We start from the raw sequence: 18,253 nt of genomic DNA on the forward strand, positions 1-18,253 counted from the left end.
ACCGCGAGGTCACTCGCCGGCAACAGCAAATTCTGCAATTGCTTCGAGGAAAGGTTCGCCGTATTTGGCAAGCTTGTTTTCGCCGACTCCGTGGACATCGAGGAATTCTTCCTCGTTCCCCGGCCGCCGGGCGCACATGTCTTTGAGTGACTTGTCGGAGAAGATGACATAAGGCGGCACGCCGGCTTCATCGGCGAGCTGCTTGCGGACTTCGCGAAGCTTTTCAAACAACGGATCGGCGTCGCCGATGGCCTGGGTGACGACCGCCTGCTTGCGGGTCACCTGTTCCTTGCCGGTCAGCACGTCTTTGCCGGCAGCCGTCACGAAGATGGTCGGGAACTGGCCCTGGCTGATGCCGACAAGGTCTCGGGAGATCATGAAATCGATCAGATTGGTCGCTTCCTTTGCGCTGTAGTCCTGCTTGAGTATGCCGTATGTCGACAATTCATCAAAGCCGAGTTCCTTCACTTTTTTATTCACGGAGCCGGTGAGCACCTGGGCGGTGAGCGCCTTGCCGAAACGCTGGCCCATCCGGATGATGCAGGACAGGACTTTCTGGGCATCCTCCGTCACGTCGGTGCTTTCGCGGTCATCCGTGCAGTTGCCGCAGCGTCCGCACTTCCCTGCTTCCCCGTCGCCGAAGTGCCGGACGATGAACTGCTGGAGGCAGTCTTCTGTGTGGCAGTAATCGACCATCGACTGGAGCTTCTCAAGCTCGCGCGGGATTCCGTCCCGGTCCTCCGACTGGTCGATGAGGAAACGCTGGGTCTGGACATCCTGCGGCGAATACAGCACGATGCACTCGCCGGGAAGCCCGTCCCGCCCCGCACGGCCCGCTTCCTGATAATAGCTTTCCATGTTCTTCGGAAGCTGATAATGAATGCAGTAGCGAATGTTCGATTTGTCGATGCCCATGCCAAACGCGTTTGTCGCGACCATGATCCGTGCTTCATCGTTGAGGAAGGATTCCTGCGCAAGGCGGCGTTCTTCCTCGCTGAGGCCCGCATGATACTTCGCGACCGGCAGGCCGGATTTCCGGATGGATTCATACAGTGCATCCACCGTCTTGCGGGTCGCCGCATAAATGATGCCCGACTCATCCGCATTTTTCTTCAGGAAATCGCGCACATATTTTCCGCGGTCCTGCCCCCGGATGACGGAAAAGGCGAGATTTTCGCGTTCGAATCCCGTCAACACGGTGTTTTCTTCAGCGATGCGGAGTTGCCGCCTGATGTCGGCACGGACTTCGGGCGTCGCCGTGGCGGTCAGCGCAAGCACCACCGGCCGGTCCGGCAACACATCGACAACATGGCCGATGAGCCGATAGCTCGGACGGAAATCATGGCCCCACTGGGAAATACAATGGGCCTCATCGACTGCGACGACCGGGACATCCATCATCATCAGGTCATTTAAAAAATAATCCGAGTCCAGCCGCTCCGGTGCCACGTACAAAAGCTTGTATTCACCCGCACGCGCCCGGGCCATCGTATCGCGGAACTCATCCATCGACAAGGTGCTGTTCACATAGGCGGCCGGAATGCCGGCTTCGGTCAAGGCGTCGACCTGATCCTTCATGAGCGAGATGAGCGGCGAAATGACGAGCGTCGTTCCTTCGCGCACGAGCGCCGGCACCTGGTAGCATACCGACTTGCCGCCCCCGGTCGGCATGACGCACAGCGTGTTCTCCCCGCCGAGCACCTGCTCGATGACTTGCTCCTGACCCGGCCTGAACGTTGGATAGCCGAAATAATTATTCAGTTGTTCGAGCGCCTGCTCCAGCAGTTGCTCCGACCCTTGCTTCAGCATGGCTGACACTCCCATCAATTTGGCAGGCGGTCCAAAAACTCGCGGACCGCCCTTCTGCTGTTCAAAATGAAGACTTGCTTTTCAGGCCCGAGCTCTTCCAGCTTCGCCCGGACGCCCGGCCGCTTCATGTTCGGGTAATTCCAAACCCATTTCAAAAACGTGGGATCCAGACGCTCCGGGCAGTCTTGCTGCATGTCCGGGCGCGTCTTCCCGTGGACCGGATCCGCCTTTTCAAAATCCGGTACAGGCAAAGCCTCCGCGGCATGTCGAGAAAAATGACGGTATCGGCCGCCTGGAGCCGCTCATCCATCGTCGCACCATAGTTGCCATCGACAATCCACCGCTTCCCGTCAAACAGGCCGCTCTGGATCTTGCGCTGTTCGTCGCGCGTGGTGAGCTCCCAGCCAGGTTTCCAAAGCAGGGCGTCCAGATGGTGAACATCGATGCCGAGCCGCTCCCCGAGTTTTCTTGCGAGCGTTGACTTCCCGGCCCCGCCCGAGCCGATCAGCATGATCCGGTCCATCCGCCGCCCTCCAATCTTGCAGTCTGTCATCTATTATAACGCATCCGGCCGCCCGCTTCCCGGAACACGGACAGATTGCACGATTCATGCAAAAAGAGCCGCGCCGGACTGATCCGGCGCAGCTCTGCATCCATTCTTTGATTCACATTCAGTGCGCCACTCCGCTGCGGTCTTCCGACAGCTTGGCAATCACTTCGTCGTACTCCTTCACGAGGAGGTCGACGATTTCGGAGACGGTTTCCCGCTCCGTGACGTTCGTGACTCCCTGTCCGGCCGACCAGGCATCACGCCAAGCCTTCACTTCTTCCTCGCCCGAAAATGTCAGCTTGCCCGGCCCTTTCAGGTTGGCCGGGTCCAGCCCCTGTCGGATGAGAGAAGGTGCGAGGAAGTTTGCCGGCACGCCGCTGATCGCGTCGGTATAGACGACGTCCTCGATCGTCGAATCGATCACCATCTGCTTGTAGTCCTCGAATGCCCCGCTTTCTTCCGCGGCCAGAAACCGGGTGCCCAGATACGCGTAGTCGGCGCCCATCGCAAGGGCCGCCGCAACATCGCCTCCCGAGGATACGGCCCCTGATAAAATGATTTTCCCGCTGTAAAACTTTTTCACGGCGGAGATGAACGCGAACGGGTTCAGCTCACCGCCGTGTCCGCCTGCACCCGCACAGACAAGGATCAGACCGTCGACGCCCGTCTGTGCCGCTTTTTTCGCATGCTTGATATGCGCCACATCGGAATACACCGTACCGCCGTAGGCATGAACGGCTTCGACGACTTCTCCCGGATGGCCAAGCGACGTGATGACGATCGGGGGCTCGTATGTCCGGATGAGCTCCAAGTCTTCATCATAGCGCATGTTCGCTTTTTTATGGCAAATAAAGTTGACGCCCCACGGCGTGTCGCCGAGCGCATCCTTCACTTCCTGAAGCCACTCCGCACAGGCGGATGCGGGCCGGGCATTCAGCAGCGGGAACGTCCCGATCACACCCGCCTTCCCCGACTCGATGACCATCTTCGGATTGGACACCAGGAACATCGGCGCCACGATCACCGGAAGTTTCAGCATATCCCCACCCCATTCTTGTTTTTCGAAAATTGCACAACTTCTCCCCTCTTATTCTCCTCAACCGGCCGGCGGCTGTCAAGGATAAAATGAATGAACGTTCATTCTCTGGAGTTTGCCAAAAACCGACCAATCATTTACCGCCATAAAATTGTAATTTTTATTGATACCCTTTTTCCTATCAATTAAACTCGTTCTTTTATATAATGGGCTTAAATTGTTGAAGGAGATGGTGCGGCTTGAAGCCAATTTCTAAAATGACCCCGAAAGTTCTTGTGATCACCGTGCTTCTAGTCGCAGTCGGAGCCGTTGCAGCGTGGTTTGCATTCGGCCATGAGCGAACGACGGATGTTTCATTTTCCAAAATGCAGGACATCATCCAGACCGGCGAAGGCCAGAAAATGACGCTTACCGAGTCGGCCCAAGGCACGCTCGTTCTCGATACACCCGACGGGAAATACTCCACGAACATTCCGCCCAACAGCCAAAGCGTAGAACAGCTCGTCATCAACCATGACGTGGCTTACCAATATTCCAAGCAAAACACGCGCGACCGGATGCTGCTCGTCATCATCTTCGCAGCGGTCGGGACAGGTCTTTTCGTCCTCCACCGCAAAGGCAAGCTGGGCGTCGCCTCTTCCATGAAGCAGAGCGCCGCCAAATCCGCTCCGCTGCCGGACATCACACTTGATGATGTCGGCGGCATTCCCGACGAGATGAAAGAAGAGATCGGCCAGGCACTCGCGGTCATCAAAGACCCGAAAGGCGCCGAACAGGTCGGACTCACCCCGCCGCGCGGAATCCTGCTGTACGGACCACCTGGAACGGGGAAAACACTTCTCGCCCAGGCGATCGCCCATGAAATCGGAGCCACCTTCTTCTCGTCAAGCGGCGCAGCCTTTACCGAGATGTTCGTCGGTGTCGGCGCATCGCGCGTCCGAACTCTGTTCGACAACGCACGCAAACAGCGCCCTGCCGTCATCTTTATTGATGAAGTCGACGCATTGGCCGGCAAGCGAAAGCCGCACGGCGGAGAAGAGTCTGAAAAAACGCTCACCGAACTGCTTGTGCAGCTTGACGGCGGCAACGACAATGAGGGCATCCTGTTCATCGCAGCGACAAACCGCAAAGACATGCTGGATGATGCGTTCCTCCGTCCTGGCCGGATCGATTTCGAGTTCCAGGTTCCGCTTCCCGACACTCAGGGACGGCGTGAGATCATCGACATCCATTCAAAAGGAAAAGTGATCGCCCCGGACGTTGTCGCTTCATTCGACCGGCTGGCGGAAAGCACGTCCGGGTTCTCCGGCGCTGAGCTCAGCTCCCTCTTTGAGATGGCGAGCCGGCGGGCGCTCCGCGACGGGCGGACCGAAATCGGTGCAGATGACCTCGACTTCGCGATCGACCGGACGATCCTCGGCTCGACTGCCCGTGCGCTCAATGATCCGGACACAAAACACCGGGTCGCGATCCACGAAGCCGGACACGCACTCGTCCAGGCGCTCACCAACCCGGGCTCCGTCCGCAAAGCGACGATCATCCCCCGCGGCATGGCGCTCGGCTACGTGGCACCGCTCCAGAAAGAATTGCATCTTTCCACTGCGAGTGAACTGCTCGACCGGGTGGCCATGATCCTGGCAGGCGGCGTTGCGGAACGCATCAATCTCGGGGAACACTCAATCGGTGTCGGCGGCGACGTGCAGCAGGCGAAGGACCTGCTCGAGCAGATGGTCAACACCGGCCTCCTGCAGGATGAATTCCGACTCACCTTCAACAAAGGCGAAAAAGAGGCCAAGATGCAGGAACTGTTCAATGAGGCGCTGTCCATGGCAGAGCTGCTCATCAAAAGCCACCCGGCCGAATACATGAACCTTGTGAACGCGCTCATGAAAAAAGAAACGATCGACGGCGAAGAAGTCCAGGAAATCGTCGGCTACAAGAAAATCGTCCGTGACGAACTGATTGCGGTCGAAGCATAAGAGAAAACGCCTTCCCTTTGCGGAAGGCGTTTTTGTATGCGCAGGAACCGGGACTGAAGGACCTTGGGCGGGTTCAGTCCATGTCCTTATGATGAAACGGGCATTTCCCTTTGATCGGCACCGCGTCATCGCCGATGAAGAACTGTTTCCACTCGTTGTGCTCGGGATCGCCGAAGTGGCTGATGTCCGGATGCTTCGGAAGGTTGTCCCACTTTTCCACCCGCTCCCGCACTTTTTCGCGCGAATTGATCCCGCCCGGCTCGGTTCCTTCGAGTCCTTTGAAGATCTTGCGCGGCTGGAATCCGATCACCATGGCATTGCCGAGATCACGTGTCCTTCGCTGCTTGTATGCCGGCGCATTGCCGAATGCGAAAATTGGTTCTCCGCCAAATCGGAAATCCCACAGGTGATGCTCCGGATCTTTCGGTGCGTCTTCCGGCCAATCGACGTCGTCCTGCTCATGAAGGTACTGGAGAATATCCCAGAACTCCCTCCTGTAGTCCTCGATCGTCCCTTCTTCCTCAAACGGCTCGACGAACACGAAAAAGCCATGGCGTTTATGCTTCGGATCTTCAAATAGTTCCAGGAACTCCGCCAGCGCCTGCGGCAGGTTGGACCAGTCTTCCCGTTCGATATACGCATACCGCAGCTCCCCGCCGAGCTCTGCCGCCATGCCGAAATAGCAGGGGAACGTCTTGTCGGTCACCGTGTCATGAAATGTCTGATATTCTCTCAACAGCCAGTCGGGAAGATCGTCCCGCACGGCGAAGTCTTCCTTGGTCAGCATCTTTTTCTGCTTAACGGTCATGATTCAGCCTCCATCCAATCTCGTACCATTCTATCCCCGGCCGGGAGGAAAGTAAAACACCCATTTGCCGGGGCGATGGGGACAAAAGTCCAATTCCGCCGCTTAAAAGTCCGATTCCCCTGTTTAAGAGTCCGATTCCCCTGTTTAAGAGTCCGATTCGTCCCGCTAAGAGTCCGATTCCATATTTTAAGAGACAGACTCGCCGTCTCGTCCTAAAACCGGCAAAAAAGCGCCCGGCGCGTCGGGCGCACCGGGCAGCTCTCTTCTTATTGTTTAATGGTTTCCTTTTCTTCAATGACCGTTACCCAGTTGAACGGGTCTTCTTTTTTGCCGGTCTGGATGCCGGTGAGTTCCTCATAGAGCTTTGTCGACAGCTCACCCGCTTCGCCGCCGTTGACGGTGAAGGACTCGCCTTTCCAGTTGAATTCGCCGATCGGTGAAATGACTGCGGCCGTTCCGGTTCCGAACGCTTCTTCGAGGCGGCCGTCTTTCTGTGCGTCCACGAGCTCCTGCATGGAAATGCGGCGCTCGGTGACCGGGACATCCCAGGCGCGGAGCATTTCAAGGATCGATTTGCGCGTGATGCCGCTGAGGATGCTGCCGTTGAGCGCAGGGGTGATGACTTCGCCGCCAATCTTGAAGAAGACGTTCATGCTGCCGACTTCTTCGATGTACTTCTTCTCCACGCCGTCGAGCCAGAGAACCTGGGAGTAGCCCGCTTTGTCGGCGACTCGCTGGGCCTTCAGGGAAGCGGCGTAGTTGCCGGCCGTCTTGGCGGCACCGGTGCCGCCTGCAACCGCGCGGACATACTCGTTTTCCACCAGGATCTTGACCGGCGCGATGCCTTCCTTGTAGTAGGAGCCGACCGGCGACAGGACGATCATGAATTTATACTCGAGCGACGGCGCCACCCCGAGATGAGGCTCGGTCGCAATCATGTACGGGCGGATATAAAGCGAAGTGCCTTCCGCTTCGGGCACCCAGTCCCGCTCGACTTCGATGAGCGCCTTTAGTGCTTCAAGCGCGTGTGCCTCATTGATCTCCGGCATGCACAGCCGGTCGCAGGACTCATTCATCCGGCGGAAGTTCTCCTCGGGCCGGAACAGGCGCACCGACCCGTCTTCGGCCTTGTACGCTTTCAGGCCCTCAAACACTGTCTGTCCGTAATGGAAGATGATTGCGGACGGATCAAGCGAAATCGGCTGATACGGCACGATGCGGTGATCATGCCAGCCAACGCCCTCCGTGTAGTCCGCCATGAACATATGGTCGGTGAAATTGCGCCCGAAAGCAATGCCTTCCGTCGACGGTTTCTGCTTCTTCTCCAGGCACTTCGTGATGTTGATCTTCATGTTCTCCATTCAATCTTCCTCCTTGGCTCCACGTTATGCGATATATCGTATACTCATGAAAACGAAATAATAGCCCCATTATACATGAATTCAGACAAATTTAAATCAATTTGGCGAAACTTTTTCCTTAAATTGTTGAGGAATGAGCGTCAAAGTCCCTTCGGCTTTATTTATTCTGGAACGGCGCCGGATATTCGTCGTTTGAACAATTCTGCAGCGTCCAAAGAAAAAAATTGCAAGCAGCCCGGGATGGACTGCTTGCCGCATTTCTTCACTTGTGCTTTTCCGGGTCTGCACAATCATTGCACAGCACCCGGCTCTTCTTGTTCAAATAGGCCCGGATCTCCACCATCGTGTTCACATCCGGCGGCGTCATCATCGCTGTAATTTCTTCGCCATCCCGGATTTCCCGGCTGCAGTTCGTGCAATGGACGGAACGCCTGAAAACAGACACGCTCAACCCGCCTCCTTCCGTCAGCCGCTTAAATCGCTTTTCTCTTTTCGAGCATGTCTACACGGGGCAAGACGACTTTCGGGAATTTCTCCAGCAGCGGCTCCAGCTTTTCCTGGATCTCTTCCATCTCGTACGGCTCGATAAACGGGTACTCGAAATAATAGGAACCCCTCTCGGTTTCCAGGAGCACACTGAACACCTGCATCACATTGCCGCGGACCGAGTCCTCATCTTCGATGACGGTTTCCTGCGCCACCTCATCGTTCTCAATCGCCTGGCTGACGAACAGGTTTCCCGGCTGTTCTTCGGCATCAATGCCCGCCGCCGCTTCCACAAATTCATCAATCGTCTCAAATGTCTTCACTCGGCTCTCCCTCCCGTTCTTCACTATTCCCTCATCCGGCAGGCGCAAACAGCAGGAGGCAGGCTTCCCGCCATCTTTATGCAGATGGACGGAAAGCCCGCTCTCCTGTCAGGATTTTACCGCGACCGGCGCATGGTTCACCATCATGCGCAGCGTTCCTGCCGTAACGGCTCGGCCTTCCTGATTGATGATCTCGGTTTTGCAGACGATGACGCCTGTCCCGTCCTCCCGGTTTTCCTTGGACGCCGCCTTCAGCCGGACTTTGATCGTGTCGCCGATGAACGTCGGCCGGATAAAACGGATCCGGTCCATCCCGTAGAAGGCGACAATGACGCCCGGCGTAAAGTTCATGAGACCGGTCGCGACGGACAGCACGAGCATGCCGTGGGCGATTCTTCCGCCGAACCGGGTGGCGGCCGCATACTCTGCATCCATATGAAGCGGATAGTAGTCTCCGCTCACTCCGGCAAAGTTGACGATGTCCGCCTCCGTGATCGTGCGCCCCATCGATTCCCACTCATCCCCGACGTCCACTTCTTCGAAAAAACGATCGAACATGCGGCACTCCCCCTTAAGAATTCACTTCGTGGCCGAGCAGGTGCTGGTATTCATTTCTCAGCCGGAACTTCTGGACTTTGCCGGAAGCCGTCCTCGGCAATTCATCCAGAAACACGAAACTGCGCGGCTTTTTGTAACCGGCGAGCCGGCTTTCGATAAACTCCAGGATCTCTTTCTCCGTGACGGTCCTGCCCGGCTTCGTCACGATGACAGCGCAAACTGATTCAATGAACTTCGGGTCGGGTATGCCGATCACGGCGACGTCCTGGATGGCGTCATGGCGGATCAGCACATCTTCGACTTCGACCGGGTAGATGTTTTCTCCTCCGCTTCGGATCATGTCTTTCTTCCTGCCCGAAATGGTCAAAAATCCTTCCTCGTCGAGGATGCCGAGGTCACCTGTCCTGCACCATCCTTCCACGAACGTCTCGCTTGTCGCCTCCGGTTTGTTCCAGTATTCCGAAACAACAGACGGACCTTTCGTGCAGATTTCCCCGACCGATCCGGGCGGCAGCCGGTTTCCCGCATCATCGATGATCTTCACTTCCGTGAACGGCATCGCCTTGCCTGCCGTGTAGCCTTTATCCGCCGCGTCTGACGGATCGAGGGCGACCGCGATCGGCGTGCCTTCCGTCAGACCGTACACCTGGACGAGCCCGATGTGCGGGTACTGTTCGTGCAGCCTGTCGATTGCCCAGGAAATGATCGGATCACCGCCCGAGTAGATCGTCCGAAGTGATTTGAGCCCGTATGATCCGATGTCCGGCAGCTTCAGCATTTCATAAATCATGAACGGGAACAGGAACACATCGGACACGCCGGCCTCCTCGATCACGCCGAGTGTCCTGGATATCTCGAAGTTGCCGCTCTTGGATATGACGACCGTGCCGCCGGCCAGCAGCACGGCAAGCGAGATGTCTTCCATGGCGCCGACGTGATACAGAGGGCCTGTTGTCATCCCCACGGTCTCTTTGCTGAAATTCCACTTCAGCGACTGCATCACAGAAAACATGACTGTGTTTTCATGCGTCCACAGTGCCCCCTTCGGCCTGCCCGTCGTGCCTGACGTATACATCAGCATGACCGGATCCGACTGGGAGATGTCCGGTCGCCGGACCAGTTCAGGCGCCCCGCTTTCCAAAACGGTCCAAGCTTCCGCCCAGTCCGGAAGAGTGCCTTTTCCGCCCTCAAAGCAGATCCACTTTCTGACGCTTCCTTTGTTCACCAGCGGTTCGACGCGGTTTCCGAGACTGCCGTCAAAACAAAGGACCTTCGTTCCGGAATCTTCGAGAATGTAGTCGAGTTCCTCCGTTTCCAGACGGAAGTTGATTCGGACGGCAATCGCCCCGATTTTGGCGACTGCAAAGTAAAGAGCAAAATACTCGAGCGAATTGAACAGCAGCAGACCGACGCGATCCCCTTTCTCCACTCCCTTGTCCAGCAGTGCATTTGCATACCGGTTTGCCGTTTCATTCAGCTCCCCGTATGTCCACGTCTTTTCGTTTTCCAGACAGACTGCGGCTTTACCGGGATCCAGCGTCTGGAGTCGGGGTTCCACCCGGTCCAGAAGATAGCCTACATCCAAATGTACCCCTCCTTTTAAATTCAGTCAGACTTCCGTCACCTTCAGCACTTTCGACCCGGCTTCGGAAGCCACCGGCTGGGTGAACAGCGACACGACGACAAAACTCAAGATGGAAATGACGAGCGAAATGGCCCCGACGACCACGCCTTCCGGCAGAAGATGAATGCCGTACTTATTCAGTATCTCAAACATGAAATTCAGCGAGACGCCGAGGATGATGCTCGTCATCGCCCCCTGCTTCGTCGCCTTTTCCCAGACGAGTCCGAGCACGACCGCCGGGAACACAGCGGCCGCAAAAGTGCCCCAGCCGAAAACGCCGAGCAGAGCGACGAGCGTATCCATGTAAAAGGAGAAGAGAGTGGATACCGTCAGAAGTCCGAGCACGACCACCCGGTTCCAGAACAGCTCATTTTTCACTTCCTTGCCGAATGCGCGCGGAATGTCACGGACGAGGCTGGCCGCACCTAGCGTGACAAAGCCTGATCCGGTCGACATGATGGCCGCGAGGAGCCCTGCGAGCACGAGCCCGCCGATGATCGACGGGGTGAAGTCGGTCACGAACACGACGAGCGCATCGTCCGCCGAAGCGAGATCGGGGAACCGACCCTGGATCTGGAGCGACCGGGCGGTAAGGCCGATGCTGACGACGAGGAGCACGGTGATCGCGTACGCAAAACCGGCCGTGAATGCGCCCCACTTCAGTTCTTTCGGGCTTTTGATCATGAGGAACTTATTGATGAAATGCGGTTGGCCGGCAGCTCCCAGGCTGAACAGGAGGAACCAGCAGGCAATTGAGATGAGCGAGAAATTTCCGAACGGCGATGCAAGCAGCGGGTCGGATGCCTGGAGCGTTTCTGTAATGTTCTGCATGCCGCCGCCGACGTTCAGCGCGAAGAAAAAGATCAGGACCGACACACCGATCATGATGACCCCCTGGAACAGGTCCGTGTATACCGATGCGATGATACCGCCGCCAACCGAATAAAACGCCAGGATGCCGAGCCCGATCAGTGCACCAACCGCTGGTGAAACACCGAAGATCGAGTGCATGATGACCCCCATGGCCTGAACCTGGGTGCCGAGATAGCCGATGACACCGAGTGTGATGGCCAAGCCGAGCCAACCGCGCACGCCCCGGCTGTTGTAGCGTTTCTCCACCACGTCGCCCAGCGTGAACACGTCTCCGAGGTCGCCCATTGCCCACATCCTCTTGCCGACGAGGAACCAGGTCAGCGCAAAGCCGAGCGGTGCGGCGATGAGCACGCCTGCCGCGAATCCGAAACCTGCGGAAAACGTCTGGCCCGCACCGCCCAGCAGGCCGAATCCGCTCTGGATGGAGGTGAATGCGGCAATCGCCATGACGAACATGCCGAGGCTGCGTCCGGCGACAAGGAAGTCACTGGCCGATTTCGTTCTCCGGGTCGCCCAGATCCCGATCAAAATACAGACAAGAAGATAAATGCTGACGATGACAATGATGGTGCTGTTCATTCGGCCGCCTCCCCGCTCCGGAATTCCTGTTTCAGAGCTTCCGTGTCACTGCCGTCAAACAGAAGTGCGTACAGCAAAGATGCGATGACTGCGAGCGGCAGGATGCCGAGCAAGTATAGCGCCAGGCTCGGCGTCATTCCTAGGATATAGCCGCTGCCTCCCGCGGGGTCACTCCGGGTGATGACGTCCAGCGAGATGAACAAAGCCAGATACCCTCCGGCCACAAGTCCGGGCACCCAAAGTTTTGCACGCGACTTCTTCACTGCCTTCCACATGCCGAGCGTGATCACAATCCCGATCACGAGCAGGTACGGATACAGGATCAGACGCCAGGACTGCATGAACATGCCGAGAAGCGACAGAACGATCAGTCCCGAAAACAAATACATGATGCGGTCCGATACATACATTTCTCCACCAACCTTCCTCTGATCTTTATGGAGCGGCTTAAACAGCCGGAATTCCCTAAACGGAACAGAAAGCGGTTTCAATAGTCTGAATGAATCGAATATATTGGACTTGTGACCTGGTGTCAAACCGAATAACCGGCACTCTTGGAGACGGGCCGGTGGATTTGTTATTTAAATATATCAGTTTTCGGTGAGTTTCATGTTGGTCTATGGAAATTTAAATTTCTATTGTTATGCCACCATATTATTCACCAAACAAAAAATCTTTTCTTTTGGTTTAATCCCGAAAAGAAAAACCGGAGCGATTCCGCTCCGGCATCAGCCTTCCATAAAGAACTGTTTGGCTTTTTCGACGAACTCCATATCTTCCGGCAGCAGATCATCTTCATAGAAGATGGCGTCCACCGGGCAGACGGCTGTGCAGGCACCGCAGTCTATGCAAAGGTCCGGGTCAATGTAGAACTGATCTTCTCCTTCAAGGATGCAATCGACCGGACAGACATCCACACATTCTCCTGCTTTTTCGGCCATACAAGGCGCCGTGATCACGTGGGTCATTTTCATCACTCCTTACCTTTTCAACATACCATATTCCCGCGAATCGTGCAGTCGGAAACCTCAAAAAAGCGAATAATTTGCGGGTGTTTGTCCAATCTTTGCCCGAAGTTGAAAGATCTTATCCCTCTTCGCTCAAGGATCCTTCAGTTTGCTCCTGAAACGGACATACTCTTCGGCCAGAAAGGGAACATTGCCAATAAGAGACCGTGAAGGAGGTGCAGATGATGATGAAGATCAACCATCAGGCAGGAATCACATCGGCGGCATTGGTTCTCCTGCTTTCCGGCTGTTCAGGCGGCAACGACGGCGCAGCAGAAAAACAAACAGACCGTGTTGAAGAACAAGGCGATGAGCAGTATGACCGCGAACAAACAAGTGACACATACGATATGCACGATTCCGAAGACCGGGAGGAAATGGAAGACGGAGAATCCGGAGACCCCGGTGCACTTCCCGGCGGCCTGAAGGAAGCCCAAAGTCCAACATACCCGGTCGGGAGCGAAGTCGTACTGAAGGCAGACCACATGCCGGGCATGCAAAATGCCAAGGCGACCGTCACCGGTGCTTACGAGACGACCGCCTACGCCGTCACTTACACCCCGACGGACGGGGGCAAGCCGGTGAAGGCGCATAAGTGGGTCATCCACGAAGAACTTAAGGACCCCGGAAAGGACCCTGTGCAAAAAGGAAGCCAGGTGACAATCGCGGCGGATCACATGGACGGCATGAAAGGTGCGACGGGGATCATCGATGACGCCGAAAAAACGACCGTCTACCAGGTAGACTTTGTGCCGGAAGACGGCGGCGAAAAAGTGAAAAACCACAAGTGGGTCATTGAGGAGGAACTGTCTGAGGAATCCTGATGGTTCAGTGACTCAGGCGAAGGAAGTGATACGATGGACCTTTATACAATAGGACATTCCACTCATTCAGAAAAAGAATTTCTGCAACTGCTCGGCGACGCGGGAGTAGAACTGCTCGCCGATGTCCGTGCTTTCCCGGGGAGCCGGAAGTACCCTTGGTTCCATACCGACCGGATGAGCGAATGGCTTCCCGAAAACGGCATCGGATATGTACATATCCGCGAACTCGGCGGCCGCAGGCGAAAATCAAAAACCGTACCCGATGAACTCAACGCCGGCTGGAACAACCGGTCGTTCCACAACTACGCCGACTATACACTCGAACCGGAGTTTAAAGAGGGCCTTAAGAAATTGGCCGATGCGGCGGGCGGCAGGCGCGTCGCCGTCTGTTGTTCGGAGCGGCACCCCGCCCGTTGCCACCGCCTTCTCATCAGCAACTGGGTCGCAATGAACGGCGGCGAAGTCACCCACATCCTGGATGGCCCGCACGGAGAAACGATTACCGAACAGCATGTACCCGGACGCTGGGGGGCCGAGCCGGTCGAGCGCATGGACGGCGAGATCATCTACCCGCCGGGAGCAGCTGAAGAAGAGGAAAGATGAACAGAATCTAAAGAAGCGGCAGGCATCCCCCACGTTTGGCGATCCCAGGTTACGCTAAGATATTAATCCGCTGCATGAAAAGGAGCCCGAATATGAGAGTCAATGATGAAGCCCGAACTGAATTATTGGAAGTGGTCGCACGTCTTTCCGATGAAGATCTGAACCGGAAGCCGTCCAACGGCGGATGGTCGATCAAGCAAATCATGGAACACCTTTACCTGATGGAAGGCGCCGTCGCAAAGACCATAGCCGATCAGGCGGTAAATGGTGAAGAGACGGCAGCAGAAATGCGGCCGATCGAAGCGACGGTGAACCGCTCGGTGAAAGTCGAAGCACCGGCATTCACGATGCCATCTGATCAATTTTCTTCAAAAGAAGAACTCAAACAAAAACTGTCCAGTACCCGTTCCATGCTGTCAAAAGCGGAGCAAACTTCCGACCCGCAGGCACTCGAAGACAAATCCTACCCCCACCCCGTGTTTGGCATGATGAAGCTGAAGCAGTGGATTCCGTTTGTCGGGTACCATGAAAAGCGGCACATTGACCAAATTCGTGAAGTGAAAGAAGACCTCGGGTTTTAAACTCGGTGGATGGGTGGTCGCAGTGATGCGGCGGCCCGTTTTTCCTGTCCGTTGCAGCAAGACCCTTAACTTCAGGATATTAGGGAATACACAGGCTGACGCAACAAGGAGCAAAGGAGTGATGATCATGAAGCGGCTGTCCTTTATCTTGCTCGGCGGGCTTCTGCTCGGTGCTTGCTCCAATGATGACAAACCACCTGTAACAAGCACAGAAAGCATCAGTCCGCCAGCATCGGGGGACAAAAAATCCCAAAGTGAAATCAATGATGAATTCATGGCTTCCGCAGAGGAAATTACGTTCGACAGCGCATCGACCGGCGATATTGAAGAAGGCACTCATGTGCGGATCCGCGGTGAAGTCACCGGCCATTCGGCGCTCGGCGGCTTTATGCTCAAAGATCCGGAAGGCGACGGTGAAATCGCCGTCACGAACCTCGACACGACCGACACGGCACTCGAAGACGGCGACATCGTGACGGTGTACGGGACATTCGGCGGGACGGACAAAGACGACCAGCCGGAAATCAATGCAACGGTCATTGAGAAGCAATGAAAAAGAAGGCATGGCCTTGGAGCCATGCCTTCTTCATGTGCCGGTAAATTTTAAGAATCCGGTTCTTCGACAAAAGGATCTGGGTAATTGACGATTCCAGAAACACCCTCAAGGCCATATTTTTGAAGTTCAAGCACCAAATATAGCTCACCCGACACTTCAAATGGTGAGTGAATATGGTAATCGGACGACCGCCGGAAACCGAACCGGTGATAGTAATCCGGGTTTCCGAGAACAGTGACCGCCCTGTAACCAAGTGAAGCCGCCCGGCGGATTCCTTCCCTGATCAGCATCGTTCCGACTCCTTCATTGCGGTAATCCGGCAGGACGGCCACCGGCGCCAGTGCAAGAGCCGTGATTTTCTTGTCTCCCACGGTCACTTCTGTCATAAGGGAATAGCCGATCAAATCTCCCGCTTCTTCCAGTTCCGCCACAAGTGCAAGTTCAGGCATATATGTATGGGATGCCCTCAACCTGCCGACAAGCAACTGCTCCCGATGATCACTCATTTGCACATCCCGAAATGATTCCTCCACGATTTGTTCCACTTGATGGAAGTCTTTCGGTTCTTCCTGCCTGACCAAAATATCCATTCACACACCGCCTTTTCCCCTGTTTCACTGCTTTAAATTGTGGAGCAGAACACTAAGCCTCTGATGATGCTGCACTCAATTTTCGTCGTTCGCTTTTGTCAACGATTGCCGCACCCACCAGGTCTCCGGTCACATTGCAGGCGGTGGCCCCCATCCCGAGAATCGCGTCCACACCGGCAACAAGGGCAACTACCTGGATCGGCAATCCGGCCTGAGTCAATACGATCGACAAAGCAATAAGACCGGCTCCCGGTACCCCCGCCGTTCCGACTGAAGCGAGAGTTCCCGTGACAATGATGCCGAGAATTGCAGAAAATCCAAGATTGAGACCCATAATATCCGCAGCGAACACGACGGATGCTCCAAGGCGGATCGCTGCCCCGTCCATATTGACCGTCGCGCCGAGCGGCAGGCTGAAGCTGGCCACTTCATTGCTGATCCCTGCCCGGCTCGCAGACCTCATCGTAACCGGAAGGGTTCCGAGACTGCTGGACGTCATGAATGCCGTCGCGATCGCCTCTTTTGTATTGGCCAGGAACTGCCGGATATGCACGCCGAAAATTTTCAGCATGAGGAAATAGACAAAGATGAACTGCAGTGCGATGCCGATGTAAATGACACCGGTCAGTTTCCCCAGTGAAATAAGGGTCTGAAGACCTTGTGAACCGATGGCTGACGCCGCTATGGCGAAAATCCCGATCGGTGCATACTGCAAGATTCCATTGAGAATACGGAATGTCAATTCGCTCAGGCTCACCGTCAGCTCACTGAGCAGATTCCCCATTTTCCGGATCCGCTCCTCACCGGAATGCGTCATGGAAGAAATCGAAAGCCCGACGACGACGGCAACAAAAATGATACCCAGGATGTCACTGCTCACCAAGGAGGAAAACAGGTTTTCCGGAACAATGCCGAGCAACGTATCGAGCATCGATGAGTGCTCGGGTATGTCGACTTTCGCGTCAGGCAGTGACAGTCCGGTACCCGGCTTCACAAGCAATGCGATGACGATGCCGAAAACAATTGCGATGGCTGTCGTGAACATGTAATAAACAAATACCTTCCCGCCGATCCGGCCAAGCTTCTGTGGATTCAGCTGATCCACCGCAGCGATCAGTGTAAACACAACAAGGGGAATGACGATCAGGTTGAGCAAACGCAGCAGCAGTTCCCCGAGCGGTGACAATACTTTTGCCGACGGCCCGAAAATCAAGCCCACGACAATGCCCAGCACGAAACCGACCGTCATCTTAAGTATGAATGAACGATCCCGATAAAACCTCCAAATGACTCCCATCCGCTGCCCTCCTCCAGAACACCGGTAAGCCCCCACTGTTGTGAGCAAGCTTACCGCACAGAAAGTGACCGGCAAAATTGCCGCTACCATCATAATGCCCTTCTTTCAAGAAGACGAAACGAACGCTGAGAGATGGGGATGGAGAAGCGAGAGCGTGTGGTTTACATAACATTAATATGTTTCTTTTTAGACAAAGTTAAATTCAAGGACTGCTATCTGTTCGGCTCGGAGGCTAGATCCGTACGGTTCGAAGGGAGATCCGTACGACTCGTCCTGGCGAGTGGGTGTTTCCCTCTTGGAAAGTGGAACCCGTACGACTCAGGGCCGGATCCGTACGGTTCAAGGGTCGATCCGTACGACTCAAGGCCTGTTCCGTACGACTCGTCCTGGTGAGTGGGTGTTTCCCTCTTGGAAAGTGGAACCCGTACGACTCAGGGCCGGATCCGTACGGTTCAAGGGTGAATGCGTACGACTCAAGGCCTGTTCCGTACGACTCGCCTTGGAGAGTGGAGATTTCCCTCTTGGAAAGTGGAACTCGTACGATTCTGAGCCAGAGCCGTCCGGTTCAAGGGTCGATCCGTACGACTCGGGGCCTGATCCGTACGACTCGCCCTGGAGAGAGGAGATTTCTCTATTAGAAAGCGGAACCCCTACGACTCAGGGCCGGATCCGTCCGGTTCAAGGGTCGATCCGTACGACTCAAGCCTCGATCCGTACGACTCGTCCGGATTCCCCTTTTTCACAGCACAAAAAAACCGTCTCCATAGGGAGACGGCTTTGTGCCCAGCGGCGTCCTACTCTTGCAGGGG

The 18,253-nt window shown here is 55.7% G+C and carries 18 protein-coding genes and 1 pseudogene; 5 read left to right on the top strand and 14 right to left on the bottom strand.

From position 1 onward, the window contains the following. Positions 1–9: 9 nt before the first annotated feature. The 3 genes and pseudogenes from recQ to ACFFIY_RS00700 form a co-directional block, all read right to left on the bottom strand. A complete protein-coding gene (recQ, locus tag ACFFIY_RS00690) occupies positions 10–1,785 on the bottom strand; it encodes a DNA helicase RecQ (RefSeq protein WP_354198313.1) in 1,776 nt (591 codons plus the stop codon). A 38-nt stretch (positions 1,786–1,823) separates the two neighbouring features. Beyond that, positions 1,824–2,332, bottom strand: a pseudogene (locus tag ACFFIY_RS00695) (DNA topology modulation protein). 148 nt (positions 2,333–2,480) lie between these two features. Continuing rightward, positions 2,481–3,398, bottom strand: coding sequence for an NAD(P)H-dependent flavin oxidoreductase (locus ACFFIY_RS00700; RefSeq protein ID WP_354198272.1), 918 nt, complete (start codon positions 3,396–3,398; stop codon positions 2,481–2,483). Positions 3,399–3,634: 236 nt separating this feature from the next. On the opposite strand from ACFFIY_RS00700, the gene ACFFIY_RS00705 reads away from it, so the two are divergent. Continuing rightward, entirely contained in the window at positions 3,635–5,374 is a 1,740-nt protein-coding gene (locus tag ACFFIY_RS00705; protein ID WP_354198270.1) for an AAA family ATPase, read from the top strand. A gap of 73 nt (positions 5,375–5,447) precedes the next feature. On the opposite strand, the gene ACFFIY_RS00710 is transcribed toward ACFFIY_RS00705, so the two are convergent. The 9 genes from ACFFIY_RS00710 to ACFFIY_RS00750 form a co-directional block, all read right to left on the bottom strand. Then, positions 5,448–6,182 carry a YqcI/YcgG family protein gene (locus ACFFIY_RS00710; protein WP_354198269.1) on the bottom strand — a complete coding sequence of 245 codons (735 nt, stop codon included), beginning with the start codon at positions 6,180–6,182 and terminating at the stop codon, positions 5,448–5,450. Between the two features lie 266 nt (positions 6,183–6,448). Further along, the gene (locus ACFFIY_RS00715) at positions 6,449–7,543 is read right to left on the bottom strand and encodes a branched-chain amino acid aminotransferase (protein WP_354198267.1); all 1,095 of its coding nucleotides are present in this window, start codon (positions 7,541–7,543) and stop codon (positions 6,449–6,451) included. Between the two features lie 262 nt (positions 7,544–7,805). Further along, positions 7,806–7,988 (bottom strand): hypothetical protein, encoded by a 183-nt coding sequence (locus ACFFIY_RS00720; protein WP_354198266.1) that lies wholly within the window; start codon positions 7,986–7,988, stop codon positions 7,806–7,808. Positions 7,989–8,016: 28 nt separating this feature from the next. Beyond that, positions 8,017–8,352, bottom strand: a complete 336-nt coding sequence (locus ACFFIY_RS00725; protein WP_354198264.1) for a hypothetical protein — start codon at positions 8,350–8,352, stop codon at positions 8,017–8,019. A gap of 108 nt (positions 8,353–8,460) precedes the next feature. After that, positions 8,461–8,910, bottom strand: coding sequence for a MaoC/PaaZ C-terminal domain-containing protein (locus tag ACFFIY_RS00730; protein ID WP_354198262.1), 450 nt, complete (start codon positions 8,908–8,910; stop codon positions 8,461–8,463). Positions 8,911–8,923: 13 nt separating this feature from the next. Further along, a complete protein-coding gene (locus tag ACFFIY_RS00735; RefSeq protein WP_354198260.1) occupies positions 8,924–10,495 on the bottom strand; it encodes a class I adenylate-forming enzyme family protein in 1,572 nt (523 codons plus the stop codon). 24 nt (positions 10,496–10,519) lie between these two features. Then, positions 10,520–11,986 carry a sodium:solute symporter family transporter gene (locus ACFFIY_RS00740; RefSeq protein WP_354198258.1) on the bottom strand — a complete coding sequence of 489 codons (1,467 nt, stop codon included), beginning with the start codon at positions 11,984–11,986 and terminating at the stop codon, positions 10,520–10,522. Continuing rightward, positions 11,983–12,396, bottom strand: a complete 414-nt coding sequence (locus tag ACFFIY_RS00745) for a hypothetical protein (RefSeq protein ID WP_354198256.1) — start codon at positions 12,394–12,396, stop codon at positions 11,983–11,985. The genes ACFFIY_RS00740 and ACFFIY_RS00745 overlap by 4 nt, the downstream gene beginning before the upstream one ends. A 318-nt stretch (positions 12,397–12,714) precedes the next feature. Beyond that, a complete protein-coding gene (locus ACFFIY_RS00750) occupies positions 12,715–12,954 on the bottom strand; it encodes a ferredoxin family protein (RefSeq protein WP_076757547.1) in 240 nt (79 codons plus the stop codon). Between the two features lie 224 nt (positions 12,955–13,178). On the opposite strand from ACFFIY_RS00750, the gene ACFFIY_RS00755 reads away from it, so the two are divergent. From ACFFIY_RS00755 to ACFFIY_RS00770, 4 genes are all read left to right on the top strand, one after another. Continuing rightward, positions 13,179–13,817: a YdhK family protein gene (locus tag ACFFIY_RS00755; RefSeq protein WP_354198254.1), complete on the top strand. Its 639-nt coding sequence runs from the start codon at positions 13,179–13,181 to the stop codon at positions 13,815–13,817. 33 nt (positions 13,818–13,850) lie between these two features. Further along, the gene (locus ACFFIY_RS00760; protein WP_354198253.1) at positions 13,851–14,420 is read left to right on the top strand and encodes a DUF488 domain-containing protein; all 570 of its coding nucleotides are present in this window, start codon (positions 13,851–13,853) and stop codon (positions 14,418–14,420) included. A gap of 92 nt (positions 14,421–14,512) precedes the next feature. Continuing rightward, positions 14,513–15,001, top strand: coding sequence for a DinB family protein (locus tag ACFFIY_RS00765; protein WP_354198252.1), 489 nt, complete (start codon positions 14,513–14,515; stop codon positions 14,999–15,001). Positions 15,002–15,128: 127 nt separating this feature from the next. Continuing rightward, positions 15,129–15,554: a single stranded DNA-binding domain-containing protein gene (locus ACFFIY_RS00770; RefSeq protein ID WP_354198251.1), complete on the top strand. Its 426-nt coding sequence runs from the start codon at positions 15,129–15,131 to the stop codon at positions 15,552–15,554. A gap of 50 nt (positions 15,555–15,604) precedes the next feature. Here the strand turns inward: ACFFIY_RS00770 and ACFFIY_RS00775 are convergent, their stop codons facing one another. Next, positions 15,605–16,147 (bottom strand): GNAT family N-acetyltransferase, encoded by a 543-nt coding sequence (locus ACFFIY_RS00775; RefSeq protein WP_354198249.1) that lies wholly within the window; start codon positions 16,145–16,147, stop codon positions 15,605–15,607. A gap of 52 nt (positions 16,148–16,199) precedes the next feature. Next, positions 16,200–17,444: a dicarboxylate/amino acid:cation symporter gene (locus tag ACFFIY_RS00780; RefSeq protein WP_354198247.1), complete on the bottom strand. Its 1,245-nt coding sequence runs from the start codon at positions 17,442–17,444 to the stop codon at positions 16,200–16,202. Between the last annotated feature and the right edge of the window lie 809 nt (positions 17,445–18,253).

The sequence above is a fragment of the Bhargavaea ullalensis genome (assembly GCF_042432615.1).
In the GTDB taxonomy this organism is placed as follows: Bacteria; Bacillota; Bacilli; order Bacillales_A; family Planococcaceae; genus Bhargavaea; species Bhargavaea ullalensis.

Bases quoted from the DNA above. Each gene is read 5' to 3' on its own strand.
- ACFFIY_RS00730 (WP_354198262.1), bottom strand. From the start codon at position 8,910: ATGTTCGATCGTTTTTTCGAAGAAGTGGACGTCGGGGATGAGTGGGAA.
- ACFFIY_RS00710 (WP_354198269.1), bottom strand. From the start codon at position 6,182: ATGACCGTTAAGCAGAAAAAGATGCTGACCAAGGAAGACTTCGCCGTG.
- ACFFIY_RS00765 (WP_354198252.1), top strand. From the start codon at position 14,513: ATGAGAGTCAATGATGAAGCCCGAACTGAATTATTGGAAGTGGTCGCA.
- ACFFIY_RS00780 (WP_354198247.1), bottom strand. From the start codon at position 17,444: ATGGGAGTCATTTGGAGGTTTTATCGGGATCGTTCATTCATACTTAAG.
- ACFFIY_RS00760 (WP_354198253.1), top strand. From the start codon at position 13,851: ATGGACCTTTATACAATAGGACATTCCACTCATTCAGAAAAAGAATTT.
- ACFFIY_RS00775 (WP_354198249.1), bottom strand. From the start codon at position 16,147: ATGGATATTTTGGTCAGGCAGGAAGAACCGAAAGACTTCCATCAAGTG.
- ACFFIY_RS00700 (WP_354198272.1), bottom strand. From the start codon at position 3,398: ATGCTGAAACTTCCGGTGATCGTGGCGCCGATGTTCCTGGTGTCCAAT.
- ACFFIY_RS00770 (WP_354198251.1), top strand. From the start codon at position 15,129: ATGAAGCGGCTGTCCTTTATCTTGCTCGGCGGGCTTCTGCTCGGTGCT.
- ACFFIY_RS00745 (WP_354198256.1), bottom strand. From the start codon at position 12,396: ATGTATGTATCGGACCGCATCATGTATTTGTTTTCGGGACTGATCGTT.
- ACFFIY_RS00715 (WP_354198267.1), bottom strand. From the start codon at position 7,543: ATGGAGAACATGAAGATCAACATCACGAAGTGCCTGGAGAAGAAGCAG.
- ACFFIY_RS00755 (WP_354198254.1), top strand. From the start codon at position 13,179: ATGATGAAGATCAACCATCAGGCAGGAATCACATCGGCGGCATTGGTT.
- ACFFIY_RS00750 (WP_076757547.1), bottom strand. From the start codon at position 12,954: ATGACCCACGTGATCACGGCGCCTTGTATGGCCGAAAAAGCAGGAGAA.
- ACFFIY_RS00740 (WP_354198258.1), bottom strand. From the start codon at position 11,986: ATGAACAGCACCATCATTGTCATCGTCAGCATTTATCTTCTTGTCTGT.